This window comes from Litorimonas sp. WD9-15 (assembly GCF_050271975.1).
Classification (GTDB): Bacteria; Pseudomonadota; Alphaproteobacteria; order Caulobacterales; family Maricaulaceae; genus Litorimonas.
Map to the genome: position 1 here is coordinate 2606331 of NZ_CP189850.1, position 25999 is coordinate 2632329.

Genomic DNA, 25999 nt, shown 5'->3' on the forward strand with positions numbered 1-25999 from the left:
ATGGCTCTTCTCTCCCGCAAACGCGATATTCGCCGCGAGGCCCTTTCCCTCAGCCAAGGCTATCCGGCGCTCCTTGCCGAGGCGGAGCGCGTGGCTGCTGTTGTCGCGTCGGGCGTCCATGGTCGCCGCCGGGCGGGTCAGGGCGAAACGTTCTGGCAATATCGGAATTATCAAACCACAGATGCGGCGAACCAGATTGACTGGCGGCGCTCGGCCCGTGGCGATCAGATCTTTGTCCGCGACAATGAATGGGAAGCTGCCAATACGGTCTATCTCTGGCCCGATACCCGTGCGGGTATGGAATGGGGTAGCGATAAAAGCCTCCCGACAAAAGCAGATCGAGGGCGCGTGCTCACCCTTGCTATCGCCAATCTCCTGATGAAAGCGGGCGAGCGCTGCGCCTTGGTCGGCGCACAGGACCGCGCGCGGTCGGGACGGGTCGGATATGAACGGCTGGCCGAGACAATGATGCGTGGCACGCCGGATGTCGACGCGTTGAACGCAGATATTGCCGCCCATGCGCGGTTCGTCATTACATCCGATTTTCTGGACCCCGTAGAAGACTGGCGCGTGCGCCTCTCGCGTCTGTCCGGACGTCCGGTGACGGGCGTTATGGTACAAATCATTGATCCGGCGGAGGAGAGTTTCCCTTTCAAAGGCCGTCTTGATATGCGCTTGCCCGGCGGAGCGCGAAAGTTCCTGTTGGGTCGCGCCGAGACCGCCCGCGAAGAATACCAAGCCCGCCTGGCTGCACATAATGAGCGGATTGCGAATACGGCCGCCCGACTGGGTTGGACTCTTATCCGCCACCGCACAGATGAACCTGCAACGACGGCGCTCAACGCTTTATATCAAACACTGGCGGGTGAGCGATGAGTTTTGCGGGCCTGACATTTCTGACACCGCTTGTCTTGTTGGGCCTGCTGACCCTGCCCATCGTCTGGTGGATATTGCGTATCAGCCCGCCCAAACCCCGCGAACAAATTTTCCCACCCCTGCGTATTTTGGAAGGCGTGCAGGCCGAGGAAGAAACACCTGCAGGAACACCGCTCTGGCTCCTCCTCTTCCGCCTGCTCATGGTTGCCCTCGTGGCCATTGCGCTGGCGCGTCCAATCATACAGGCCGCAGAAGGTGTGACGGCACAACGTCCGACGATCATTATAGACCAGAGCGTTTTGAGCGCTCCGATCTGGGAGGACATGATTGACGAGGCCGAAGTCATCGCCCGCGAAGCCCAGCGCAATAATTTGGAGGTCCAACTCATCCCGACGGCCAGTGATGAAACGCCAACGTTCAAACCCGCTCGGGAAGCGATTGAGGTTTTGAAAACGCTGCAACCCGTCAATTATCTTGTCGAAAATTTTAGTGTCGACCCTGACCTCATTGAAAACTCTGATATCGCCTTTCTAACTTCAGGTATTTCCAACAACGAGACGGCACTGGTCGAACGCGGTGACATCTTTATCCCCGCCGTCCAAACGATCCTCCTACCCGGAGATGTCCGCGAGACGGCACAAGGCTTCGACTCTGACTGGTTCCGTCCCTCCAGCCGTGGCGCGGGCACGCAGACGATTGAAGCGCTCGGCCAAGGCGGCGGCGTGATTGCGGCGGAAGATATTAGCTTCGCCCCCGGTGCGGACCTCGCGACCGTCAGCTTCACGCTTCCCGCGCAACTCCGGTCTCGTGTGGCACGGCTCCGCGTGGCGGGTGTACGCTCTGCGGTGTCAGTTAAATTGCTCGATGATAGTTTCGGACGCCCGCTTGTCGCCGTCCTCCGCGCCACAGCCGATACGTCCAGCCCGCTTCTGTCAGAGCCCTTCTACGCCAAGCAAGCCTTGGAACCCTTCGCCGATGTCTTTGAAGGCGACCTCGAGTCTATGCTAGCCGTGCAACCCTCCATCCTCGTTATGCCGGACTCGCAACGCGATGATGGCGACGCCGTGCGTGAATTTGTCGAGTCGGGCGGCGTGTTGATCCGCTTTGCCGGACCGCGCCTCGCGAAACGCAATGACAGTCTTCTGCCTGTCACCCTACGCGACGGCGAGCGCGGGATTGGCGGCGCTTTGGCATGGGAAGATCCACAAATGCTGGCCGAATTTTCCGGTGACAGTCCATTTTCAGGGTTGGCTGTGCCGGAAGATGTGACCGTGTCCAAACAGGTCATGGCCGAACCCGGTATCGAAACGGATACGCGCACCTGGGCGCGGCTAGAAGATGGTAGTCCCATCGTGACGAGTGCGCCATTCGGTCAGGGTCGCGTCGTCCTGTTTCACGTCACGGCTGGACCCGATTGGTCAAATCTCGCCCTATCCGGTCTCTATGTCGATATGTTGCAACGCATCCTTCCCCTCGCCAAAGGCCGGGCGGTCGAGCCGACGGAAAGCGCCGCCGACTGGCAGTTGGACCGCGAGTTGGACGCCTTTGGCCGTTTGCAGAGCCCAACTCCCGGCCTCGCGCCTGTCTCTGACATCGCCTTTGCGACGGTGACAGCCTCCGCCGACACGCCGCCAGGATATTATCGCCAAGGGACACGACAAAGCGCCCTACCCGTCATCCGCGATGCGGGATCTGTCAAGGATATCCCAATTTCTTCTGCCTCCACGCGACGCAGTTACGGCGAGACAGCGGATCGCTCCCTGACGGGGAAACTGCTCGGCTTTGCCCTCGCCGCCCTCGCGCTGGATGCGCTCTTTGCTCTTATGGCGTCCGGACGTCTCGCCTATCTTAAACCACAACGCGTCGCCCCGCTTTTACTCGCGGGATTACTCTTCTTCCCCGTTGACAGTTTCGCGCAGGATGAGACACGCATTTTGGAAGCTGCCAATGGTCTCCACCTCGCCTATATCGAGACAGGCGATGTCCGGCGGGATGAACTCTCCCGCGTCGCGCTGGAGGGTCTGAAAGAACAATTGAATGGCCGCACGACAATTGAACCCGCAGGTGTTCACGGCGTCACGCCGGACTCAAAAGGTTTGGAGATGTACCCGTTCCTCTACTGGCCTATTCGCCGTGATAGCGCCGCCCTGACACCGGAAGCCCGCGCGAATATCAACGCCTATATGAATGCGGGCGGGACCGTTGTGTTTGACACCGGCGATGAAGGTGACCGCGCCCTGCGTGCAGGCCAGCCCCATCCCGGATTGCAGCGCGTATCCGAAGGTCTGGACATTCCCCGCCTCACCGAAGTCCCGACAGATCATGTTCTGACGAAGTCCTTCTACCTCCTCCAAGTCTATCCCGGACGCTGGGCCAATGGTCCTGTCTATGTTCAGGCAGCAGAGAATAGCGCAGGCGGACGGGACGGTGTCTCCCCCGTGATTATCGGGTCCAATGATTGGGCGGCGGGTTGGGCCGTGACCTATGCGGAGGGCGCGCTGGTCGATCTTGAAAAAGACATCCCGCGCCAACGCGAAATGGCCATCCGGTTTGGCGTGAATGTCGCGATGTATACACTCTCCGGCAATTACAAAGCCGATCAGGTTCATGCCGCTGCCCTTGTCGAACGTCTGGGTCAGGGCAATCAACCGCTCCCGACAGAGATTGATTAATGGTCGCGCTATTCGGAAATATCGCCTTTGATCCGCTGCTGCCGATGCCATGGGTCTATGTCCTTGGTGCGGCAGTCTTCATCGCTTCACTGGCCGCAGGAGCAGGACGTCTGCGTAGTCAGTTCACGCGTCTAACGGCAGGGCTATTTCTGCTACTCGGCCTCCTCAATCCGCAAATTGTGGAAGAAGCACGCCAGACGCTCCCTGACACAGTTATCGTCATAGAAGACCGCTCTGATAGTATGAGTTTTGGCGGGCGGACCGAAGCGTTGGACGCCATGTCTGCTGCACTAAAAGCTGAATTCCGCGCAAGCGAAGATCTCGACATCATTACGGTCAATGTCCCGCAGGCGGGTGACGGTACACTTCTAGCCGCTGCATTAAGTGATGCCCTCGCCGCAGCACCGTCCGGTCGTTTAGCAGGCGTTGTCGCGCTCACGGATGGGCGGGCGCATGATGTGGCCGAAGCAACCGCAGCTCTCTTACCTGAAGACATCCCATTCCACAGCCTGATCATTGGCAAACCCAATGCCCGCGACCGCCGTATCCTCGCGACAAAAGCGCCGAAATTTGGTGTTGTCGGTGAACAGGCGGAGTTCGAAATCCTCGTCGAAGACCTCGGCTTTGAAGGTGAGCGCGCCCGTATCGAGTTGAAATTGAACGGCACGGTGAAAGCCCGTTTCCCTATCACTATCGGACGCCCGCTCTCGGTCCCACTGGAAATTGAACAACGCGGCAGCAATACGGTCGAACTCGTGGTGGAGGGCGTCGCCGGAGAACTCACGCTCAACAATAATCTCTTCGTCTCAGAGATACAGGGTGTGCGGGATCGCCTTCGCGTTCTTCTCGTGACGGGAGAACCCCATTCCGGCGGGCGGGCTTGGCGAAACCTCCTGAAATCCGATCCGGCGCTGGACCTCGTTCAATTCACCATTCTGACCAGCCGCGCGAAATATGTAAATGCGGGTGAGCGAGAGCTTTCCCTCATCCAATTCCCGACTCGCCAACTCTTCGAGGAAAAACTGGACGAATTCGATCTCGTGATTTTCGATCAATATGAACGTCGGTCCCTCTCCCGCCGCGCAGGCCGGTCCAGCCCGACAATTCCGCCACAATATTTCCAGAATATCGCAAATTATGTCGAGGATGGTGGTGCCCTGCTCCTCGCCACCGGTCCCGCATTTGCGACCAATGCCAGCCTCTACCGCACACCACTCGTCACCATCCTCCCCTCACGCCCGACGGGAGATGTTTTGACGGGTGCGTTCAAGCCGGAGTTGAACACCAAAGGCCGCCGCCATCCCATTACATCGGATTTCGTCGGCGAAACGTCGGAAAGCTGGGGGCCCTGGTACCGCGCGATTGATAATGATCCCGTAGATGGAGACGTGTTGATGGACGGACCGGAAGGCGTCCCGCTCTTCGTCATCGACAAGGTCGGCCAAGGTCGCGTCGCCATGTTGATGAGTGACCACGCTTGGCTCTGGGCGAAAGGCCATGAAGGCGGCGGCCCCTATCGCGAAATGTTCCGCCGGACCGCCCATTGGTTGATGGGCGAGCCGGAACTGGATGCGGATACCTTGTCTGCTGTGAGAAATGGCGACCAACTCGTCATCACACGGCGTTCGCTCGATGATGTCGACACACCCGTCGAAATTATTGCCCCGGACGGCACACGCAGTCGCGCATCGCTGGACCGTATCTCGGACGGTCTCTACCGCGCTGTTGTCCCACTCGCCGGACAGGGCGCATATCGGCTCTCGAATGAGGATATCTCCGCTGTTACAGCGGTGGGTGCGCTAAACCCACGCGAATATTCGAACCTCCTCCCGACAGAAGAGACGCTCGGTCCGGTCTCAGACGCGACAGGCGGGTTTGTCAAAAGTGTTGAACTGGACGCGACCAATCTGCCCAATCTCCGCAGGACGAAATTGGGGCGCACGGCGAGCGGATCAAATTGGATAGGTTTAGTCGCGCATGAGGCCTATACCGTCACGCAAAGCCGCAGAACACCCCTTGCGCCTGGTATCTTTATCTTCGGGCTGTTCTTCCTCTTTATCGCTTGGGGCTGGCGTCGCGAGGGACGTTAATGAAGGCCTGCCCTGTCATTTAAGCTTTGTTCAATGACGGTGTTGTATAGATTGAGCTCAAATCATCGCGACGTTTAGGAACATTCGCCATGCGGACTACAAAACTCATCCTTTCCACATGCCTCGCGGCCACGGTTTTATCCGGTTGTGGCGTCCATAAAGTCGTCACCGTTCCCGCCAAAGGCGTCTATGAAACGACGAAATTTGCGGGCAAAACCGCAGTCGGAGCCACGAAACTCACGGGGAAAGCGGCTTTTGGGACCACGAAAATGGTCGGCAAAGGTGTCTGGGCCACGGGCAAAGGCGTTTATTATATTGGGTCTGTTCCCGTCAAAATTACGGATGCGGCGCTGGATACAACTTCAAAAATGCTCACAATCACAACGCAAATGGTCGACCTGACCGGTAAGGTCGTGACCGTTTCCCGTGACATTTCCGCCATGCAGTTGGATGCGGAGTTAAAAAATGTGAAGCGCGCAAGGAACATTCTGTCAGTCGTTGTGGACGTTGCCAGAGGTTAAGTTCACCTTGATTTTAGAGTGAACACAGCGTCGTGTTTTGGCGTTGGGGCAAATTTGTGTTATACAATTCCAAAAGATGGAGTGATGACATGCGTAAACTGACCCCTATTTTAGCGACTGCCTTGGCTTTGAGCCTGCCAGCCTTTGCAAATGCAAACGGCTTCGACTCTAATCTCGCGAGCACAATTACGGGCCCCATTAAGGTCGAAGTCGTTGTTTCAGAAGATCTCGCCCACCGCGCGGAAAATCTGCCGAAAAAACTCTCAGATCGCGGATCCGGTCGATTAAACGGCTCATTCTCAAATAATGGTCATTATGGTCAGAAAGACATTGATCGCCTCGTCGAAGAAATGAACGCAGAACTGGCCGATGATTTTGAGAAATACGGTATTGCCAGCTCGGAATCTGCGCCGACATTACTCCGTGTGACACTTGAAATGGCGAAACCTAACCGTCCAACTTTCAATCAGTTATCCGAGGATGTCAGCCTTTCTTTCCAGAGCTTCGGCATTGGGGGCGCGGAAATCACGGCGGAAGTTATTGGCGCAGGCGGCGAAAGCTTGGGCACAATGGAATATGACTATTATTCGAGCCTAGCCAATCGTCCCATCGCGCCAAACGCTGTTGGAACTTGGACAGACGCGGATCGGTCGATTTCCCGTTTTTCTAAAAAAGCGTCCAAAAAACTCGCAGCCCTTGGTGCGGCCGGGAACAGCTAAGGCACATTTATCGCCTTATGCGTCTGCACAGATAGACGCCAAAGCGGATTTTCGAGACAATATTGAAAGGCGGCGTCGGAATGCGTCGCCTTATCTTTTGCGCCGAGAAAGCTGTCATCACGCGGTTGCAAGCAAAAATGCGTGAAGTCCAGATCAGTGAAATCTGATGGTTTATTCTCCGCTTGTGGATAGACGAGTTTCAACTCATCACCGGATGTTTGCAAAACCTTCGCATTCGCCTTGGGTGATACGCAGAGCCAATCAATGCCCTCAGGCGCTAGAACAGTACCATTCGTCTCCACGGCAATTTTGAAATCATTCGCGTGAAGGGCGGCTATAATATCATCATCAAGTTGCAGCAGCGGCTCCCCGCCCGTGCAAACAACCCAGCGTACGCCATCACCGATCCAGAGCTCCGCCACTTTGTCTGCAAGGGCTTTGGCGGTCTGGAACTTCCCACCATTCAAACCGTCGGTTTTGACAAAATCCGTATCGCAGAATTTGCAAACAGCACTCGCACGATCCTTCTCCAAACCGCTCCAAAGGTTACAGCCTGCGAAGCGAAGAAAGACGGCGACGGTTCCGGCCCGCACCCCTTCACCTTGGACGGTGAGGAAAATTTCTTTTACGGCATAAGTCATGATGCGGTGTATTCCAACCAACCATTGGCCCGTAATTCACAGGCAGGGCAGGTTCCACATCCGTAACCCCATGCATGAAGTTTATCATGTATCCCTCTGTAACATGTATGACTTTTTGTTCGAATCATTTCGATAAGCGGCTCACCGCCTAAATCATCAGCCAAATCCCAAGCCCCCGCCTTTGATAGATGCATGAGCGGCGTGTGGAGTTTAAAGGGCTTATCCAGGCCCAAGGAAATCGCCTTCATCTGCGTGTCCAAAGTTTCCTTGCGACAATCGGGATAGCCGGAAAAATCAGCCTCGCACATGCCTGCGACGAGATCGGTATAACCGCGTCGCCATCCCAGCGCCGCCGCGTAATTTAGAAAAATCAGATTGCGTCCCGGCACAAATGTCGTCGGCAATCCGTTCTCATGCACACCGATTTCAACATCGCGCGTGAGGGAAGTTTCGCTGATCTGTCCCAACCCTGCGAGATTAATCACGTGGTCTTCGCCGAGCTTTTCTGCCCATTGCGGAAAGGCGTCACGGACAGCCTCTCGTACCTCTAACCGACATCGCATCTCGACATCATGGCGCTGACCATAATCAAACCCAATCGTCTCAACACGGTCAAACCGGTCCAGCGCCCAAGCTAAACATGTGGCCGAGTCCTGCCCCCCCGAAAAAAGGAGACCTGCAATATGTGAGCTTTGCGTCATGGCGGGGCGCATAGCGGATTGTCCCGCCGTCGCCAAGTCGCGAACCCATTTGGCCCCCGCCATCCGGCCTCTGTTATCCGGCATGGGGTTTGCACCTATTCCCTGATGAAGAATCGTCTCAAATCATTAACCATGTTGAACGGCAAGAAACGCTATATCGCGATGGCGATTATCGGTGTGGAACTTCTCTCCCTTCCCGCCGCTGCGCAAATCGTCCATCGGGCCGTGTTCGAGATCAAGCCAAGGGTTGTTGCGGTAGAAATTCCGACAGACGAAGCGGGACTGTCACGCTTCCTCGTCACGTCCAATGACGGTTTCGGTGTTGACGCGATCGACCTCATTGGGGTCATCAATATTGAAGTCCGAAAAAGCGGATCCCTCTCAGACGTGAGTCGATTTGGCGATGCCGCACAACTTCCCGGTAAAGCATCCCTCTGTGCGGAGAGTTATAGCGCCTTGGGCAGCCCGATTTATGCCGCCACCCGCAAAACAGCAATGGAACCAGGAGAGGTGGTCGATCAGGCCGTGATTTTTGAATTTCGGTATGACGCAAGCGCAGCGCCGACTTTCGTCTTCAAACCCGGAACGGAAGGAGCCTTGCCGCCAAAAAACTGCAACTTGAATATTGGCTAACCCGCAATCTCTGCGAGGAACGCTTCTCCAAACCGCTCATATTTGCTGGGCCCGACACCACTCACATCCATCATGCCGTCGCGCGTTTGCGGACGCTTCATGACCATATCCATCAGGGTCGCATCAGAGAATACGACAAAGGCAGGCTTTCCGAGTTCCCGCGCAAAATCCATGCGCAGGGATTTGAGACGGGTTAGAAGATCGGTATCATCCGAGCTTAATGACGCGCTCTTTATTTGTCTCTGTCGGGTGGTGGTTTTTGTCTTCGTCTTTTTAACAGTTGGGTCTTTGCACATGAAGGCCTCCCCGCCTTGCAAAACCTCTAAGGCTTTGGGCAGCAATTCCAGTCGCCCGTAATTTTCCATATCCACGTGGATGTATTGCAGTGCCACAGCCTGTCTGAGGAGACCTTGGAAATAAGGTTTAGGTAAATCCGCAGCCCCGAATGACGGGACTTTATCGTGGTTGAATTGCAGGATGCGCGGCGTCTCCTCTCCCCTCGCCACGGCAATGACATGGGTCGCGCCGAAACGTTGCCCCGTTTCCTCAATCGCGCCGAATAGCGCCGTCGCTGTGTCCGTTACATCAATCAGGACGGGCGGGTTTTCGCAAACATCGCAATTTCCACAGACCGGCGCATCTTCACCGAAATAAGACATCAGGATTTGACGGCGGCATTGTGCGGCTTCGCAATAGCCGAGCAACGCGTCGAGCCGTTTATGTTCGCGGAGTTGGTGGTCCGCATCAGAGCCATCATCACTGATGAATTGTCGACGCATTCTGATATCGTCGAGACCATAGACCATGGCGGTCTCTGACTCCGCGCCGTCCCGTCCCGCGCGGCCGATTTCCTGATAATAAGCTTCTAATGAGCTGGGTAGGTTCAGGTGATAGACAAAGCGTACATCGGATTTATCGATCCCCATCCCGAACGCAATTGTCGCAACGATGATAGTGGCGGGTTCGGCCAGAAATCGTTCCTGGTTTTCGAACCGGACATCCGCAGATAAACCCGCGTGATAGGGCAGCGCTTTATAGCCAGCATCGCAGAGGACTTGCGCATATTTCTCAGTATTCTTCCGCGACAGGCAGTACACGATTCCCGAATTCCCACGCTGGTTTTCCATCCAGCCCAAGAGCTGCTGCGTGCGGTTCGTCAGTGGCGCGACGTTGAGCGAGAGGTTCGGACGGTCAAAGCCGTGCACGATAACTTCGCCCTGCCCCGCGAATAATCGCTGCGCGATATCTTTCCGTGTCGCGTCATCTGCCGTCGCGGTAAAGGCCGCAATCCGGGCCTCAGGGAACATATCGCGCAACCGTGTCAGGTCCGCATATTCTGGCCGGAAGGCCGGCCCCCATTTGGAAACGCAATGCGCCTCATCCACGACGAAGAGCGCGGGGTCGAGCGCTTTCATCGCGGCCAGCATGCGCCCCGTCATCAACCGTTCCGGTGAGAGATAAACGAGCTTGGCGCGACCCGACGCGATATCCCGCCACTGCGCGACATTCTCCTCACGCGATTGTCCGGAATGAATACAAGCGACGGGCACACCGTTGGCGCGCAGGCCTGCCGCTTGGTTATCCATGAGAGCCACGAGCGGACTGACAACGACGGTGGGACGGTCCAGAAGTTGGCTCGGCACTTGGTAGCACAATGATTTACCGGCACCCGTTGGCATGACAGCCAAGACATTCCGGCCCGACATAATATGATCGATAATATCGGCCTGTCCCGGACGGAATGCCTTATGGCCGAACTGTTGTTCGAGGACTGTGTGGGGACTCGTCATAGCCGTCATCTGACGCGGTTCGCGGATGACTGCAAGCCATGCGCTCTGCGTCATAAACAGGCTTTTACAGGTGGCTCGCAAAATGTCATAACGCGGCAATTATGGCTGACGTTTCAACAGACCCTTCCCGCAGTTCCGGTGCGGCCTTTGCCGCGCAAATGGACCAAGACAAAGCCGGGCGGAGCAAAGCCCGCTCACTACGTCCCCTCGCTAAACTCTGGCCCTTTATCGGACGTTATCCGGGCCAGTTAATTGCCTTTCTGATTTTCCTGACGCTATCGGCCCTAGGCAGCTTGGCTATGCCCTGGATCGTCAAACTCATCATTGATTGCGGCTTTGGTGACGGAACAACGTCAATTGCGATATGTGAGTCAATTGATGTTGAGGGAGATGGCAATCTCAATCGCCACTTCCTTTTCGCGGCCGTTTTCGCAATTCTCTTCGCGATTACGGGCGCGTTGCGGTTCTTTTTCATCACGCGACTGGGGCAGCGCGTTATTGCGGATATTCGTAAGGCTGTTTTTGATCGCCTAACCCTGCTCTCGCCCGCCTATTTTGAACGCGTGCGGACGGGTGAAGTTCTCTCGCGCCTGACGACAGACACGACGTTGGTCGAAACCGTCATTACAGGATCCGTCAGTTTCGCCCTGCGGTCACTGGCGACAATTACGGGCTCCATCATCATGATGTTTTTCCTGTCATGGAAACTTGCACTGATGGTGGTTGCAATTGCGCCCGCGATGATTTTGCCGCTCATCCTGACGGGCAAGAAAATCAAACGCTTTTCCCGTGACGGACAGGACCGTCTGGCGGACGCATCCGCCCGCGCCGGCGAAGCCATTGGCGGCATACAAACAGTCCAAGCCTATACGCAGGAAGACGGAGAACGCAGGCGGTTCGGCGAAGATATTGAAGCCAGCTATACTGCGCAGCGTAAACGCATTCTGGTCCAGTCCATGCTGACGGCCCTCATGTTCATGATCGCCTTTGTCGGTATCATTGGTATTCTAAACTTTGGGGCGTGGTCAGTTCTCAATGGCCGGATGACAGGTGGGGATATTACGGCCTTTGTCTTCTTCTCCTTCCTAGCAATTGGCGGCGCGAGTTCGCTAACCGAAACCTTCACCAACCTCCTGCGCGCGGCAGGTGCGGCAGACCGTTTGGTCGACATTCTGGACGAAACACCCATCATTACGGCCGCAGATAATGCTGTCTCACTCACCCGTGCGACGGGCGAAATTAGCTTTGACTCCGTCAGTTTCACCTATCCCACGCGGCAAGATGCTCCCGCTCTGACCGATGTGTCCTTTCAGGTTCACCCCGGTGAGAGCGTGGCCTTGGTCGGACCGTCCGGCGCGGGCAAAACGACGGTCTTCCAACTCCTGCTCCGCTTCTACGATATCCAATCCGGCGTTATTTCGGTGGATGACAACCCTATTCGCGATCTCAACCCACAGAGCCTGCGGCAGCAAATCGCGGTTGTGCAGCAGAACACGCCGCTCTTCTCCGGCTCCCCCGCTGAGAACATCGCTTATGGCAAAGACAGTGCGACACAAGCTGAGATCGAAGCTGCCGCGAAAGCAGCCTATGCGCATGATTTCATCATGGCCTTGCCCGATGGATATGACAGTGATTTAGGCGAACAGGGCGCAACGCTGTCCGGGGGGCAGAAACAGCGCATCGCCATAGCACGGGCTATTTTACGCGATGCCCCCATTCTCCTGCTGGATGAGGCGACCTCCGCCCTCGACTCTGAGAGCGAGCAAGCCGTGCAAAAAGCCTTTGAGGGCGCGTCAGATGGTCGGACGACACTCGTTATCGCGCATCGCCTCTCGACTGTCCTGAAAGCCGACCGCATTCTCGTGTTGGAAAACGGGCGCATTGTGGAGACGGGCACACATGGTGAGCTCATAGAAAAAGGCGGACTCTATGCCCGCCTCGCCAAAATTCAGTTCGATCAATCCAATGGATTATCAGTAGACTAAAAGCCGTGGCCCTTTACCTCGGTGCGTGTCCTCGCAAGGAATGTGTGAGATGTCATATAGAGATCGCGTCCGTCCTCACCGCCAAAAGTGACGTTCGCAATGGCAGTTCCCGTTGAGATCAAACCCAGTTTTTCCCCTGTGGGGGATAGCATCAACACGCCGCCCGGCCCTGTCGCAAAAATTGTTCCATCTGCCGCCATGGCCATACCATCCGGATTGCCGCGAAGGCCTGCTTTTAAGTCCTGAAACGCTTCAGCGATCACACGGCGGTTAGACACTTCACCTGTCGGCGACACATCATAAGCGATCCAATTTGCCGTCGCCGGATCGGAATTCGCGACATAGAGTGTCCGCTCATCCGGCGAGAGAATGACACCGTTGGGACGGACGATAGTGTCATCTATGAGTGTCATAGCCCCGTCAGGTGCAAGAGCGAAAACACCATTAAAATCCAATTCCTTGGCCGGGTTTTCATCCTGCCCCTTTAGACCATAAGGCGGATCTGTGAAAAAGATGAGGCCGGAACTGTGCAGGGCCGCATCATTCGGGCTGTTCAAGCGCTTGCCCTCAAAATTATCAGCCAAGACGGTTCGCTCTAGAGTCTCAATATTCTGTTTCCAGAGGGTTCGACTGCCGTGATCGGGCACAATGATGTGGTCTGCGTCAAACATGATGAGGCCATTCGCACCGGGACTGGACGTGTAATCCGGCAGAGGCGGGACCGCGCCGGAGGGCTTCATCCAGACGGACAAACCCTCACCGTCTTTGAACTTATGGATCGTGTTACCGGGCACATCTGTAAAGAGAACGGCTCCCAACTTCTCCACCCAGACCGGACCTTCGGACCAGCCATATTCTCCCCCGAGTTTTTCGATCTTCGTCCGCGGTGAAATTAAGTCCGTGCGCGTCGTCGTAATGGCACCAACCGTTTCATAGACTGGTGCCTCAAAACTCTCCCCGGCCGCGCAAGCCGTGAGCATTAACACCGCGAGGGTCGAGAGAGCATAACGCATAATAGAACCTTTTAATTCGGCTTTTGAAGCACCATCGCGGCGGCACCGTAAAGCGGCACAAAATCCGCCTGGATAAGGCGGACGGGGATGTCTTTAACATACCAACTGCCCGGGCCACGATCTTTGAAGCGGGAAACAAAGTCAGATGCGCCGATAAAGGGCGCAATGTGTCGGGACACTCCGCCGCCCACAACAACGCCGCCGGATGCGCCTTGGGTGACCGCCGCGTTCCCGGCAAAGCCACCCAGCATGGAACAGAATTGATTGACCGTTTTCCTCGCGAGTGATCTGGCCGAAAGCTCCGCCGCCGCAACGATCTCGGGCGCTGTGAGATCGTTGCAAGCCTCTCCGTGGATCGCGCAGATTGCAGTATAAAGGCGAACGAGGCCCGGTCCTGACAGTAATGCTTCAGCAGAGACAAATGGTAATCGCTCTGACCAATAGGCCAGAATATCGCGTTCCAGCGCATCCATCGGAGCAAACCCTGTATGGCCACCTTCTGTCGGCACGATTTGTAAAGGCGTTCCGGGCAGGATACATGACAAACCCATCCCTGTTCCCGGTCCAAGCACCGCAACAGGTTTGTTATAATTAACTTTACCCGGAATCAGGACATCAAATCCATCATCTGGGATCACTGTCGCGCCATTGGCCATGGCGACAAAATCATTGAGCACGACTGCGGTTTCCAGATGGAAGGTTTTCCGCAGCTCATCTTCTGAGACAATCCAGTTAATATTCGTCATCCGGATTTCATCATCAAATTTTGGGCCTGCAAAAGCGAAGGCGCCCTGACGTGCACTAATGGAATGTTTGTCGAGATAGCTGGCGACGACATCGTTAAAATGTTTGAACTTCGCGACCGCGTAACGCTCGGAATGATGCAGTTCGATCTCGCCGGACGCGTTGCGTTCTGCCAAAGCCAAACGACAATTCGTCCCGCCGACATCGCCAACAAGCGTCAACCCGTTTGCTCCCCCATTTAAAGCCATTAGCTACACTCCCGATTCGCCGGCATCCACGGCATTTCGCCGAGTGTGGACGCGCCGCTTTCGGCGTCAGTTGCAATCGCGCGCTGGGCCGCAAACATATTCATACCCAGCGCCGCATGCTGTGGCTGCGATGGTTGTTGCGAAGGCGTGCGCGTTGAAAGATCAACATCTAGAACTTCAACCGAGCCGTTTTCCGGATCAACACAGACAATGTCGCCTGTCTGAACCCGCGCGATAGCACCGCCCATGAGGGCTTCCGGATGCATGTGAATAGCCGCTGGAATTTTACCGGATGCGCCGGACATACGACCGTCCGTGACCATTGCAACACGGAAACCTTTATCCTGTAACAAGCCCAAAATCGGCGTGAGCTTATGAAGTTCCGGCATACCATTCGCGCGCGGCCCCTGGAAGCGTAGCACGACAACAAAGTCACGCTCCAACTCTCCGGCTTTGTGCATCGCAATCAATTCGTTCTGATCCTCGATGACAATGGCAGGCGCTTCTACCAGCCAGTTCTCGCGTTTCACGGCGGAGACCTTCATGACGGCTCGACCCAAATTTCCAGTCAGGAGAGCCAGTCCACCATCAGGGCGCATGGGATTATTAACGGTCGTCAGAATCTCTTTATCAAGGCTCTCCGTTGGGCCGTCGCGCCAGAGCACAGTATCGGCTTCGGCATGGAGGTTCTTCATGGGCTCTTTTGTATACTCACGAAGCCCGTTTCCGCCTGCGACGGTAACGACATCCTCTTGCAGCAAACCACCGTCCAGCAATTCGCGAATGAGATAGGCCATCCCCCCCGCCGCGTGGAAATGGTTCACATCCATGATACCATTCGGATAGATTTTGCAGATCAGCGGGACGGCTTTGGAAATTTCCGCGTAGTCATCCCAATCAATGATGATGCCCGCGGCCCGCGCAATTGCCGCCATGTGAATGGTGAGATTGGTGGAGCCGCCCGTCGCCATCAGGCCAACGAGTCCGTTGACGATGCTCTTTTCCGAAATGACGTTGCAGGCCGGGGTAAAGGCGGCATTGTCGCCTTTAGCAAGGCTGGTGATTTGTGTCGCACGGCGCGTTGTTTGCGCCGTCAAAGCGTCTCGAAGCGGCGTATTGGGATGGACAAAGCTGGACCCCGGGAGTTGCATTCCCATGACTTCCATCAGCATCTGGTTCGTATTGGCCGTGCCGTAAAATGTGCATGTACCCGGTGCGTGATAGCTGGCAGCTTCAGCTGCAAGGAGCTCAGCGCGGGTCGCTTCGCCCGCCGCAAAAGCCTGACGCACGCGCGCTTTTTCGGGATTTGTAATGCCAGATGGCATTGGCCCCGCAGGTGCGAAAATCTGTGGGATCCAGCCAAAGCGGAGCGCCGCAATAAGCTGGCCCGGTACGATTTTGTCACAGACACCCAAATAAATCGCAGCATCAAACATATCGTGAGACAGTGCAATCGCGGCCCCCTGCGCAATATTATCACGGGAGAATAGCGAGAGTTCCATCCCCTCACGTCCCTGAGTCACACCATCGCACATGGCGGGTACTCCGCCTGCGACCTGCGCCGTCGCACCGTTGCGACGCGCGGCATGGCGGATCAGTTCGGGAAAACGCTCAAACGGCTGATGCGCCGAAAGCATATCGTTATAAGCCGTCACAATGCCGATATTTGGCCATTTCGCGCCGAGCAGTTCGGTCTTCTCAAGCACAGCACAACCTGCTGAGGCATGAGCGATATTACCTTCGGACAAACGCTTGCGTCGCGGGCCTTCTCGCATCTGCGCTTCACAGGCGGCGAGGTAGCCCTCGCGAGATTTTTTGGACCGTTCAACGATACGGTCCGTGACTTTTTTGATGACAGAATGGGTCATGATGCAGGACTCGCATAGACATGAAGTTTGGAACCCGCACGCAGGAGCGCTTGGACAGGCGCCTCTGAGAGAGGTTTATCCGTCGCTTTGTCAAAGACTTTGCGCTTTGCCTCACCCGGGATGAACAGGATAATATTATGGGACTCTAAGACAGCCTTCAGGGTCAAACTGATCCGGTCTGTATGGTCGCCCGCGACAGGACAGCCTGTGGCGTCAACATAACAGAGCGTTTTCTCATTCGTCAGGGAGAGAGCTGCATCCAAACCGCCTGCATTCGGGAACCAGGAGGCCGTATGACCGTCCGTCCCCATCCCCATGACGCAAATATCGAAAGGACTTGCGAAACTGGCGAGACGGTTTTCAGCCTCTTTCAGACCTGCTTCAACCGTCTTAGCGGATGTTTTCAACCCGACATATTTTGCATCACTGGCAGCATTTTGAATGAGTGTCTCACGGATAAAATCCTCATTTGAACCTGCCTGCCCCGGATCGACCCAACGTTCATCGACGAGGCCTACGGATACTTTTGACCAGCCCAAATCCGCGTTTGATAGTCTCTCATAGACCGGTCGTGGAGAGCTTCCACCCGACACCATAAGTGACGCTTTACCTCTTTCAGCCAGGGCAGTGCGCAGGGCCGTCTCAATCGCCTCCGCAGCGGCAGCAACAGGGTCGCCGCAATCGTTCATAACGTAAGTGTCAATCATCAGATGGCCGACCATTCATCGCCCTGCTCTGCGAGCATGCGGTCGGCAGCATCAGGTCCATCAGACCCCGCGGGATAATAGGAGACAGGCTGTCCTGTGGACTCCCAAGCTTCCAAAATACCGTCACACCAGCGCCAAGCGGCGTCAACTTCGTCCCGTCGCATGAAGAGCGAGAGATTACCCCGCACAACATCCATGAGAAGACGTTCATAGGCATCGGGATAACGCACGGTGAAATTATCGGCGTAAGACAGGTTTAGTGGCAGCGTTTTCAACCGCAAACCACCCGCCCCCGGCTCTTTAATCTCCATCCAGAGATTTACCGCTTCATCGGGCTGCAAGCGAATGACGAGCTTGTTCGGATTGACCTTGATTTCAGGGCCAAAAATAGAATGCGGCACGGGTTTGAACTGGATGATAATTTCGGAGCGTCTCGCGCTCATGCGTTTGCCCGTGCGGATATAGATCGGAACACCCGCCCAGCGCCAATTATTCACCTCGGCATGGAGGGCAACATAGGTCTCGGTCGTGCTCTCATCAAATTCAACATCGCTGAGATAATCGGGAACAGATGCATCTTTGACGCGACCCTTAACATATTGTCCGCGAACCGTTTTCTCTTTGACATTTGATGCGTCAATCGGGCTTAACGCCCTGAGGACTTTGATTTTTTCTAACCGTAAATCATCCGCATCCGTTGATCCCGGTGCTTCCATCATCGTCAGGCAGAGCAGTTGGAGCAGATGGTTCTGAACCATGTCGCGCAGCGCCCCGGATTTGTCGTAATAGGCCCCGCGTCCGCCTGCCCCGATATCCTCGGCAACCGTAATCTCGATATGTTCAATACTGTTTTTATCCCAGAGCGGTTCTAGCAGGACGTTGCCGAAACGTAAGACGAGCAAATTCTGAACAGTTTCCTTTCCGAGGAAATGATCAATCCGGTAAATCCGGTTTTCAGAGAACACGCGCCCAACGGCCTCATTAATTTCATTCGCAGACTCAAAGTCCCGCCCCAATGGTTTTTCGAGAACAACACGGCTCTGCTTATGTGCCAATTTCGCTTTTTTCAGCCCCTGACAAATATCGGAAAACAGTCCTGGCGGCATGGCCAGATAGAAGACCCGAATGAGCTTATTTGACTTATCCAAGGCTTTACCCAGATCGGCCCAGTCATCATCTTTCGTGACGTCAACGGAGACATAATCAACCAAATTACAAAAACTCGCCCATTTTTCTTCCGAGAATTGGTCATCATTGCTGAATTGCAGATAAGCTGTCTGGATCATCTCAAGATAATCGTCGCGTGACATAACTGAACGGGACGCCCCGATAATTTTTGATTGCGCCGGGATCTGACCATCACAAAATCTGTGGTAAAGTGAGGGTATTAGCTTGCGTCTCGCCAAGTCACCCGTCCCCCCGAAAACAACGATTTCGAAGGGCTCAACGGGGACAAAAGTCGAACTCATTTCTCCGGCACTTTCGCCAGCGGCACTCTCAATATGTTCAGCTTTATCGGCGGATTCGATATTCATATCTTCCACAACGGGTTCCCTTTTATCAGACGCGATCCCCGCCTGTCGTTTAAAGTCACCGTCTCATGCGGTTTTCTAACAGGTAAGTCTACGTGACAGCGCTGTCAATCATCACAGTAGGTTTGAGGCTGAAAACTTGGGCATTAAGATGCAGGCGACGCCACAGAATCCCGGATCATAATCTCAAAGTCGAGAATCTGTTCCGGCTCTAGGCCGACCTTTTTTGAAGCCACAAGTTGTCTGGCGGCCTCATACCCCATTTTATATATCGGCTGACGCACAGTCGTGAGTGCAGGAAAGATAACTTGCGCCAATGGCGTATCATCAAAACCACAAACGGAAAGTTCACGCGGGACATCAATACCAAATTGCCCGGCTACAGAAAAAATCGCCGCCGCCATATCGTCATTTGATGCAAAAATTGCTGTTGGCCGCTCTTTCGCGTCCAAGGATAAAAGGTCCCGCGCAGCGGTCGCACCGGACTCAAACGAGAAATCGCCCTGCGCGACAATTTTCGGTGAAGCCTCAACTCCAGCTTCTTCCATCGCCTTCATATAACCTTGATAGCGCCAAACGGTGGCAGAATGGCCAACATGACCTTTAACAAAACCAATCCGTTTATGGCCTTGTTGAATCAAATATTGAGTCATTTGATAGGCCGCAGCTTCGTCATCCATGGCCACAAAAGGCTGCAAACCCCCGTTTTTAGGGGCAACGCGCACACAATCAATTCGGAGTTCAGAAAGCGTTTCGAGCACTGTGGCACTATCACAGAGCGGCGGTGTCAAAATGACACCATCGACCGGAAGTTGGTCCAACACCGTCCGTATCGCTTGTGCTTTCTCATCCTGAGTTTTTGCTGAACCGAGCGACAGAGGCTCTACGACGAGATGATAGCCAACCTCACGGCAGGCATCGATGGCACCACGTTGCATATGGGCTATATAATTTGGCGACGGATTGTCATACATCAGCGCGACAAGATAGGATTTTGAGGTCGCCAAGCCTCTGGCCGCCAGATTAGGGGAATAACGCAGTTCCAGCGCAATCGCTTTTACACGCTCCCGCGTTTTCTCCGCTACATTTGGTTCATTGTTTAGAACACGGGAAACCGTTTTCATTGAGACGCCTGCGCGTTTCGCAACATCTGTTATCGTAGCTTTCATGCGATACCTCGCGTCCCCTTCTCAGCCGCGATCTCCGTCGCAGTCATACAAGACACCCATATGAAATGGTGTGACAAAAAGCCATATTTTTATGAAATAAACCCAATGAAGCTTATTTAAATCAAAGATTAAGCTGTAAAATACACAGGCAGGAGGCGCTGCCCGTCCCCGGATTTAAAAACCCGTCCGGTTTTCACTGGACGGGCGTATTTTTAGCATCCGGTAGACTTAATCCAGACAGACAGCCTGTCCTTCATTAGAAACAAGACGAATATCTGAGAGACTGAACTTTGCAGGGCCATCCGTTTCAATGACAATCGGGGACCTGACATATTCCATATTTGCAGCGGGTGCGACGCAGGAGAGTTTCACAGAAACTTCGCTCCACTCACCGGCTTTACCCGCCAAAAGAACGCTTGAGAGATTTTGGTCAACCGCACAGCTATCGCCGCCGCAATCCAGTCCCATACGGACACCCTCAACCGCTCCGTCTTCCGGACGGAGGCGCATATAAATCGCCATATCGCCTGTATTTTGACGTCGCAAATCAATTGGCGTGCCGCGCACCTCGAAACGTCCGGGACCCTTAAACGACAAAGTTCGGATATTTTCCTGAACACCATCATCGGCAGAGATAATTTCTACTGTCCCGGCCGGGCTGGTCGCTCTGGATGTGTTAACTGTCGTTCTTCCCTCCGCGTCCCCAACACTCATGGACCACGGGAAAACGGCTTTACCGGCTTTGAAGAACTCACTCTCATTCTTCTGCGAAAGCTCAATGCCCGCCTCTTCGGGCAATACGCCTAGAATGTTCTCAGCCGCATAGGTCATGCCATAACCATATGCGAAGAGCGGATCATAATCCTCGTCATCATAATTTAGCGGTGTCTGGATGGCCGTGCGTGGCCAACTATAAGGCAGTGTACCTTTAAAATCTGCATCGCCAAATAAGACATCCATCGCATAGCCGCCCTCGGAGCCCGGCAACCATGCCGCGACAAATGCGTTAGACGCATTAATCTCGCGGTTCATCCACATAGGACGACCGGACAGGAACACCGCGACAGTTGGAATGCCATCCGCTTGGAATTTCTTGAGCAAATTCAGATCACTATCATCACCCGGCTTGTAAGCCAGCGTATCAATATCGCCTTTGAATTCGGCATAAGGGTCTTCACCGAAAACGACAACGGCAACCGTGGGGTTCCCTGTATAGATACCGTCATCATCTGCCTGAATGACCGTGCCGGATCCAGACGCCAAATGACGTTCAATTCCGTCCAGCATCGAGGAGCCTCCGGGGAAGTCTGAGTTCTCATTCCCCGTGCCCTGCCAAGAGAGTGTCCAACCCCCGGATTGTTTCCCGATATTGTCGACGCCATCGCCCGCAACCACAATCGTTGCGTCTTTTGATAATGGCAGAACACCGTCATTTTTAAGAAGCACGAGCGATTCGCGGACAGCCTGACGAGCGACCTCTTTCGATTTCGGGTCTTGCAAGAGGTCGTACTTTCCCGCAACGCCGCGTGTAGATGGTTTGCCCGCTTCAAAGAGACCGGATCGTAACTTCACGCGGAGAATACGACGGACCGCATCATCCAAACGGTCCATTTGGATTTCGCCATTTTCCGCCTGTTTCAGAGTCGTTTCGAACAACCCTTTCCAACTGTCCGGCGCCATATACATGTCGAGCCCGGCATGGAGGGCTTCGGGACAATCCGTATTCGTACAGCTATCGAGCTGTCCATGCGCATTCCAATCGCCAACGATGAAACCGTCAAATCCCATTTGACCCTTGAGAACATCCGTCAAAAGCCCCTTATGCCCCGTCAGTTTACGGCCCTGCCAGCTGGAGAAACTCGCCATGACCGTTTGCACGCCAGCTTCCAATGCAGGTGGGTAACCCGCACCATGAATGTCGCGGATTTCTTCCTCAGATTCGATGGAATTACCCTGATCGCGGCCCTGCTCCGTCCCGCCATCCGCAAGAAAATGTTTTGCCGTCGCAATCACGTGATCACCCTTCAACCAGTCATCACTGCCGACCTCGCCCTGAATGCCGCGAATAAGTTCGCCCGCATAAGACGCTGTCACATCCGGGTTTTCAGAGTAACCCTCATAAGTCCGGCCCCAGCGATCATCACGCACAACGGCGATGGTCGGGGCAAATGTCCATTCCTGCCCACCGACACGAATTTCCTGCGCTGTGATCGCGCCGATTTGGCCGAGCAATGACGGGTTTCGTGTCGCGCCAAGCCCGATATTATGCGGAAAAACCGTCGCGCCGGGGATGTTGTTATGACCGTGAACCGCATCCGTGCCCCAGATCATTGGGATAAACAGATTATCTCCATAGGCTTCTTTTGACGCTTCATAAAATTCATCGGCAAGCTCAACCCAAGCCGAAGCCGGCGAGCGGTTATCGCCATTTGGCGCAGAGTTTCCGCCGTTCAGAATTGAACCCAAGGGATAAATTTTCACATCTTCCGGTGAAATGGAGCCTACATCGGCCTGAATAATCTGCCCCACCTTTTGACGAAGCGTCATCTGCGCCATGATATTTGTGATGCGTTGCTCCATCGCCGGATCGAGGCCAACAGGACTTTCTACCTTTGGCCAAATTGCGGGATTAACCGTACCCGGCACACGCGCATCCGATGTCGTGCTTGCAGCTTCATTCACAGCCTCTCCACCACAGGCGACGAGCGCGAGGGATAAAGCGGCAAGAGAGACTGTTTTCAAGGAAAGGGAGCGGATCATGTAAAAGCCTTTTGTGAGCTGAGGGTTCAAAAAAGGGGCCCAAAGGCCCCTTTTTCATTGTCTAAGTAAATCTGGACTAGATTTAGAATGCGTAACGCGCACCAATCCGAATACGACGGTCGCCAACAAAGCTCGTCCGCCCGAAACGTGTTCCATCAGCATCGATTTGCTGTTCGGAATTGGCTTTCTCATCCGTGATGTTTGCGATCTGAGCCCGAATTTGGAAATTTTCTGTCAAATCATACTTGATTGATCCATCGAGGTAACCTGTCGGTTGCTGGAAGATCGGGTTTCCAGAGACAAAATCACGATAGGACCCCAAATATTCTGAGCGCCAATTGTAAGCGAGGCGCATCTCCAATCTATCATCTTGATAAATACCGATCAGATTAGCCGCATGCTCGGAAAGACCGAGAAAGTCAGTTACACCGAAACGTAAGACATCTTGTGGCCCATCCGGATTACCATCTTGGTCCGAGTCAAGAAACGGAATTGGCGCATTCGTATCAGCATCGATATAGGTATAGTTAGCTTGAACACCCAAGTTCCCCAAGAATCCCGGCAACCCGTCATAAAATTGCTGATATGCCAGCTCAAGACCTCGGATAGTCGCCTCATCCTGATTCAAATCACCTGCAAAGCGAATGGAAATATCGTCACCGTCAAGACTGACTGTATCGAGTGTAATCGCACCATTCACGATATTGTTGCGTATATCTTTATTAAACAGAGACAAAGTCAGTGAGTTATTATCACCAAAGTAATGCTCAAAAGAGAGGTCCAGGTTTGTCGATTCAATCGGCTGCAGATCTGGATTGCCACCACTGATTACAATCTGTTGTGTCGTGATGTCAATAATCCGCTCATCTTCGGGCACATCGAGATCATCAGTGGAGATAAAGAGATTTTGAACATTGGCAAACTGAGCTCCATTGAGTTGGTCAATTCGAGGTCGGGTAATAGTTTCGCTTGCCGCAAATCGAATTAAGCTGCTGTCATTCAAGTTCCATTTTACATTCAAAGATGGAAGCCAGAAATCGGTTGAACTGAAGGTACCTTCCCTCACAGTGCTTTCTTGTTGCGAAAACGCTACCGCATCCGGAATAAAGTTGAGCAACCTCAGATCATTCGCCGTAAGATTACCTGCTTGCCCCTCGGCGGAGAGTAGATTTCCGAAGTTCAACCCCCCAACACCGCTCACATCTGATTTTGTGTAACGGACACCGACATTTCCTTCGATTGACATACCGTTGTTAAACTCGTTGCCAAAATCAAGCCTGGCATAATAATTCTGTGTTTTCTCGGTAACATCACCGATAGACCCCCGATCACTACTATATGGGGTCACGCCGTCACCACCAAACGCCGTATTAGCCGCTACTACTCCGTTAGTGTCGCGCAATGGATTCCAGTCAGGATTCAAACCCTCGTCGGGATTGGAGATGTTAATATCACTAAAGATAGCAGCGACGAAGGCATCGTAATCTTGAATGAGTTCACGATCGGCAAAAACAACGGAAGAATTAGCGCCTTGAACGACTCCACCTCTGAAGAAACCGGCAAAGTCAACCACTTCAAAACCGGGAGTATTAAGCTCTGTGTAAGGTAGATATCCACCTTGGAAGCCATTACTTTCCACTGCACCCGTCCAAGGCGGAGCTACACCCGCCCAATTCAAGCCAGCCTGACGATTGACCTGATCACGTTCGGCATATCGAGCGCCGAACTTCACAGAGTCAAACCAACCATCATTGTCGAATTCATACTCAATATCACCACGAAGTGCATACATGTCGCCTTCGTTATCGCGGAATTCATCAGCCGCAAAAAGAAGGAAAGAGTTTGATGGATCCGAAAGAATGCCGCTCGTCGGAGCACCGCCACCAGCACGGCGGATAGGATTACTGTCCGTTCTGGGAAGAAGCCCGACACTCGGGTTGTCGAGGTCTGCATTAATTGTAAAATCTGAGAAGAAACGTGATCCGGCCCACAGACGTTCCCGGGTTGATTCAGCTGTGGTTCTATGCCCATCAAGTTGAACATACCATTGATCGGATGGGCGCCACTTCAGATTCAAACTAATGTCATCTGTTGTGGATTTATCAACCTGATTAATCCCCAAATTCGTAAAGTTAGCACCGCGTGCACCCGTCCAGTCTCTGAGGCTGTTATTGATAACACCCGTTTCGTAGAGACCCGTTACAGGGACAGTAATTTCGCAAGTCGGGTTTGTAGGGGAAGGATCGTTGGACCCATTGCATTGCGCAATACCCGATGAAGAAAATGGCGTCGTCGTGAGGCCATCAACACTGTATGCTCCGAAGCTCTCACCATCCCCAAAGAATTCAAGTGTTCGCTCATTCCCTTCTGTCTCGTTGTCGATACGGGAATATTTTGCCGTCAACCTGAGATCACCCGACGGGTCCTGCCACTGACCGGCTATATAGTAACTTTCACGCTCACGGTCGACCTCATTGGTCCGCAATTGAAAACCATTGGGCAAGGCGATTATCTGGTCGCCTGTATTGAAAGGAATGACCTGACCGATTTGAAAACCGTGCAACTCAGATTGAAGCTCTGAGGATGAGAACGAACCCAGGAGGCCAAACTCGCCCGCACTTGTGTCCCAACGGTTGCCGAGGACAGCACTGAAATCTGGGCTCCATTCTTTTCTGAGGTCTGTATAAGTGCCATCAATTGATGCGACAGCAACCAACCCTTGACGATCAAATGGCTCAAGCGTGCGAAGATTGATTGTACCGCCAATACCACCTTCAATCATGTCCGCCGTGGTGTTTTTGAAAACATCAACAGCACCGATAAGTTCAGGCGGAATTGTGCCAAAATCAAGCGCGCGCCCTCCATTTGCGGAGAAAGCATCTCGACCATTAAACTCGGTTCTCACCAATGTCAGACCACGAATCAGGTTACCCCCACCTTCGGGGGACGGAAAATCCCCTCCATTATCATTGTTGATATCAAAACGCTGGGCCACAACACCCGGGATGCGAGACAGAGCTTCAGCGACAGAAAGATCCGGTAGAGCACCGACATCAGATGCCGTGATCGAGTCAACAGCCGTATCCGCATCGCGCTTCAGATCACGAGCCTCCTTGAGAGACTGACGAATACCGGTTGAGACGACGACATCTTCGTCATCAACAGATGTTGTATTGTCCTGCGCAAAGGCCATTGGCGCAAAGCCAAAACTGGCAATCAATGCTGTCGTTCCCAACAGTGATAATTTGCTAAGCCGATCTACAGCTGTGCTCGAGTGTGATTTCACGATCGTATCCCCTTTTTTGCCAATTTTGGCATGTTACTGCCCAT

At 54.0% G+C, this 25999-nt stretch carries 18 protein-coding genes; 7 read left to right on the plus strand and 11 right to left on the minus strand.

Features of this window, described 5'->3' with window-relative positions:
* From ACP9M6_RS12275 to ACP9M6_RS12295, 5 genes are all read left to right on the plus strand, one after another.
* Positions 1 to 876, plus strand: coding sequence for a DUF58 domain-containing protein (locus ACP9M6_RS12275; RefSeq protein ID WP_427451503.1), 876 nt, complete (start codon positions 1 to 3; stop codon positions 874 to 876).
* On the plus strand, positions 873 to 3548 hold the full coding sequence (locus ACP9M6_RS12280) for a DUF4159 domain-containing protein (RefSeq protein WP_427451505.1): 2676 nt from the start codon (positions 873 to 875) through the stop codon (positions 3546 to 3548). The genes ACP9M6_RS12275 and ACP9M6_RS12280 overlap by 4 nt, the downstream gene beginning before the upstream one ends.
* The gene (locus ACP9M6_RS12285) at positions 3548 to 5638 is read left to right on the plus strand and encodes a hypothetical protein (protein ID WP_427451507.1); all 2091 of its coding nucleotides are present in this window, start codon (positions 3548 to 3550) and stop codon (positions 5636 to 5638) included. The genes ACP9M6_RS12280 and ACP9M6_RS12285 overlap by 1 nt, the downstream gene beginning before the upstream one ends.
* Before the next feature lie 89 nt (positions 5639 to 5727).
* The gene (locus ACP9M6_RS12290) at positions 5728 to 6159 is read left to right on the plus strand and encodes a hypothetical protein (protein WP_427451509.1); all 432 of its coding nucleotides are present in this window, start codon (positions 5728 to 5730) and stop codon (positions 6157 to 6159) included.
* Between the two features lie 89 nt (positions 6160 to 6248).
* Complete coding sequence (locus ACP9M6_RS12295; RefSeq protein ID WP_427451511.1) at positions 6249 to 6878, plus strand: hypothetical protein; 630 nt, start codon at positions 6249 to 6251, stop codon at positions 6876 to 6878.
* Here ACP9M6_RS12295 and queE read toward each other — a convergent pair.
* Together queE and queC are read right to left on the minus strand one after the other, a co-directional pair.
* Entirely contained in the window at positions 6875 to 7519 is a 645-nt protein-coding gene (queE, locus tag ACP9M6_RS12300) for a 7-carboxy-7-deazaguanine synthase (RefSeq protein WP_427451513.1), read from the minus strand. The genes ACP9M6_RS12295 and queE overlap by 4 nt on opposite strands.
* The gene (queC, locus tag ACP9M6_RS12305; RefSeq protein ID WP_427454789.1) at positions 7516 to 8220 is read right to left on the minus strand and encodes a 7-cyano-7-deazaguanine synthase QueC; all 705 of its coding nucleotides are present in this window, start codon (positions 8218 to 8220) and stop codon (positions 7516 to 7518) included. The genes queE and queC overlap by 4 nt, the downstream gene beginning before the upstream one ends.
* 105 nt (positions 8221 to 8325) lie before the next feature.
* Here queC and ACP9M6_RS12310 point away from each other — a divergent pair, with 105 nt between their 5' ends.
* The gene (locus ACP9M6_RS12310) at positions 8326 to 8853 is read left to right on the plus strand and encodes a hypothetical protein (RefSeq protein ID WP_427451515.1); all 528 of its coding nucleotides are present in this window, start codon (positions 8326 to 8328) and stop codon (positions 8851 to 8853) included.
* Here ACP9M6_RS12310 and recQ read toward each other — a convergent pair.
* Positions 8850 to 10697 (minus strand): DNA helicase RecQ, encoded by a 1848-nt coding sequence (gene recQ, locus ACP9M6_RS12315; protein ID WP_427451516.1) that lies wholly within the window; start codon positions 10695 to 10697, stop codon positions 8850 to 8852. The genes ACP9M6_RS12310 and recQ overlap by 4 nt on opposite strands.
* 47 nt (positions 10698 to 10744) lie before the next feature.
* On the opposite strand from recQ, the gene ACP9M6_RS12320 reads away from it, so the two are divergent.
* The gene (locus tag ACP9M6_RS12320) at positions 10745 to 12628 is read left to right on the plus strand and encodes an ABC transporter transmembrane domain-containing protein (RefSeq protein WP_427451518.1); all 1884 of its coding nucleotides are present in this window, start codon (positions 10745 to 10747) and stop codon (positions 12626 to 12628) included.
* Here ACP9M6_RS12320 and ACP9M6_RS12325 read toward each other — a convergent pair.
* The 8 genes from ACP9M6_RS12325 to ACP9M6_RS12360 form a co-directional block, all read right to left on the minus strand.
* Complete coding sequence (locus tag ACP9M6_RS12325; protein ID WP_427451520.1) at positions 12625 to 13641, minus strand: SMP-30/gluconolactonase/LRE family protein; 1017 nt, start codon at positions 13639 to 13641, stop codon at positions 12625 to 12627. The genes ACP9M6_RS12320 and ACP9M6_RS12325 overlap by 4 nt on opposite strands.
* A gap of 11 nt (positions 13642 to 13652) precedes the next feature.
* The gene (gene glk / locus ACP9M6_RS12330; protein ID WP_427451522.1) at positions 13653 to 14633 is read right to left on the minus strand and encodes a glucokinase; all 981 of its coding nucleotides are present in this window, start codon (positions 14631 to 14633) and stop codon (positions 13653 to 13655) included.
* Entirely contained in the window at positions 14633 to 16501 is a 1869-nt protein-coding gene (gene edd / locus ACP9M6_RS12335; protein WP_427451524.1) for a phosphogluconate dehydratase, read from the minus strand. Before edd ends, glk begins: the two co-directional genes overlap by 1 nt.
* On the minus strand, positions 16498 to 17223 hold the full coding sequence (pgl, locus tag ACP9M6_RS12340; protein ID WP_427451525.1) for a 6-phosphogluconolactonase: 726 nt from the start codon (positions 17221 to 17223) through the stop codon (positions 16498 to 16500). Before pgl ends, edd begins: the two co-directional genes overlap by 4 nt.
* Positions 17208 to 18677 carry a glucose-6-phosphate dehydrogenase gene (zwf, locus tag ACP9M6_RS12345; protein ID WP_427454790.1) on the minus strand — a complete coding sequence of 490 codons (1470 nt, stop codon included), beginning with the start codon at positions 18675 to 18677 and terminating at the stop codon, positions 17208 to 17210. Before zwf ends, pgl begins: the two co-directional genes overlap by 16 nt.
* A 209-nt stretch (positions 18678 to 18886) precedes the next feature.
* Positions 18887 to 19909 (minus strand): LacI family DNA-binding transcriptional regulator, encoded by a 1023-nt coding sequence (locus ACP9M6_RS12350; RefSeq protein WP_427451527.1) that lies wholly within the window; start codon positions 19907 to 19909, stop codon positions 18887 to 18889.
* 228 nt (positions 19910 to 20137) lie between these two features.
* Positions 20138 to 22669, minus strand: a complete 2532-nt coding sequence (locus ACP9M6_RS12355) for a glycoside hydrolase family 3 N-terminal domain-containing protein (protein ID WP_427451529.1) — start codon at positions 22667 to 22669, stop codon at positions 20138 to 20140.
* Between the two features lie 82 nt (positions 22670 to 22751).
* The gene (locus ACP9M6_RS12360; protein ID WP_427451530.1) at positions 22752 to 25955 is read right to left on the minus strand and encodes a TonB-dependent receptor; all 3204 of its coding nucleotides are present in this window, start codon (positions 25953 to 25955) and stop codon (positions 22752 to 22754) included.
* Between the last annotated feature and the right edge of the window lie 44 nt (positions 25956 to 25999).

Coding starts and splice junctions, on each gene's coding strand:
- ACP9M6_RS12320 (WP_427451518.1), top strand. CDS start 10,745: ATGGCTGACGTTTCAACAGACCCTTCCCGCAGTTCCGGTGCGGCCTTT.
- ACP9M6_RS12285 (WP_427451507.1), top strand. CDS start 3,548: ATGGTCGCGCTATTCGGAAATATCGCCTTTGATCCGCTGCTGCCGATG.
- glk (WP_427451522.1), bottom strand. CDS start 14,633: ATGGCTTTAAATGGGGGAGCAAACGGGTTGACGCTTGTTGGCGATGTC.
- zwf (WP_427454790.1), bottom strand. CDS start 18,677: ATGAGTTCGACTTTTGTCCCCGTTGAGCCCTTCGAAATCGTTGTTTTC.
- recQ (WP_427451516.1), bottom strand. CDS start 10,697: ATGACGCAGAGCGCATGGCTTGCAGTCATCCGCGAACCGCGTCAGATG.
- ACP9M6_RS12355 (WP_427451529.1), bottom strand. CDS start 22,669: ATGATCCGCTCCCTTTCCTTGAAAACAGTCTCTCTTGCCGCTTTATCC.
- ACP9M6_RS12350 (WP_427451527.1), bottom strand. CDS start 19,909: ATGAAAGCTACGATAACAGATGTTGCGAAACGCGCAGGCGTCTCAATG.
- ACP9M6_RS12310 (WP_427451515.1), top strand. CDS start 8,326: ATGAAGAATCGTCTCAAATCATTAACCATGTTGAACGGCAAGAAACGC.
- ACP9M6_RS12325 (WP_427451520.1), bottom strand. CDS start 13,641: ATGCGTTATGCTCTCTCGACCCTCGCGGTGTTAATGCTCACGGCTTGC.
- ACP9M6_RS12295 (WP_427451511.1), top strand. CDS start 6,249: ATGCGTAAACTGACCCCTATTTTAGCGACTGCCTTGGCTTTGAGCCTG.
- edd (WP_427451524.1), bottom strand. CDS start 16,501: ATGACCCATTCTGTCATCAAAAAAGTCACGGACCGTATCGTTGAACGG.
- ACP9M6_RS12280 (WP_427451505.1), top strand. CDS start 873: ATGAGTTTTGCGGGCCTGACATTTCTGACACCGCTTGTCTTGTTGGGC.
- pgl (WP_427451525.1), bottom strand. CDS start 17,223: ATGGTCGGCCATCTGATGATTGACACTTACGTTATGAACGATTGCGGC.
- ACP9M6_RS12290 (WP_427451509.1), top strand. CDS start 5,728: ATGCGGACTACAAAACTCATCCTTTCCACATGCCTCGCGGCCACGGTT.
- ACP9M6_RS12275 (WP_427451503.1), top strand. CDS start 1: ATGGCTCTTCTCTCCCGCAAACGCGATATTCGCCGCGAGGCCCTTTCC.
- queC (WP_427454789.1), bottom strand. CDS start 8,220: ATGACGCAAAGCTCACATATTGCAGGTCTCCTTTTTTCGGGGGGGCAG.
- queE (WP_427451513.1), bottom strand. CDS start 7,519: ATGACTTATGCCGTAAAAGAAATTTTCCTCACCGTCCAAGGTGAAGGG.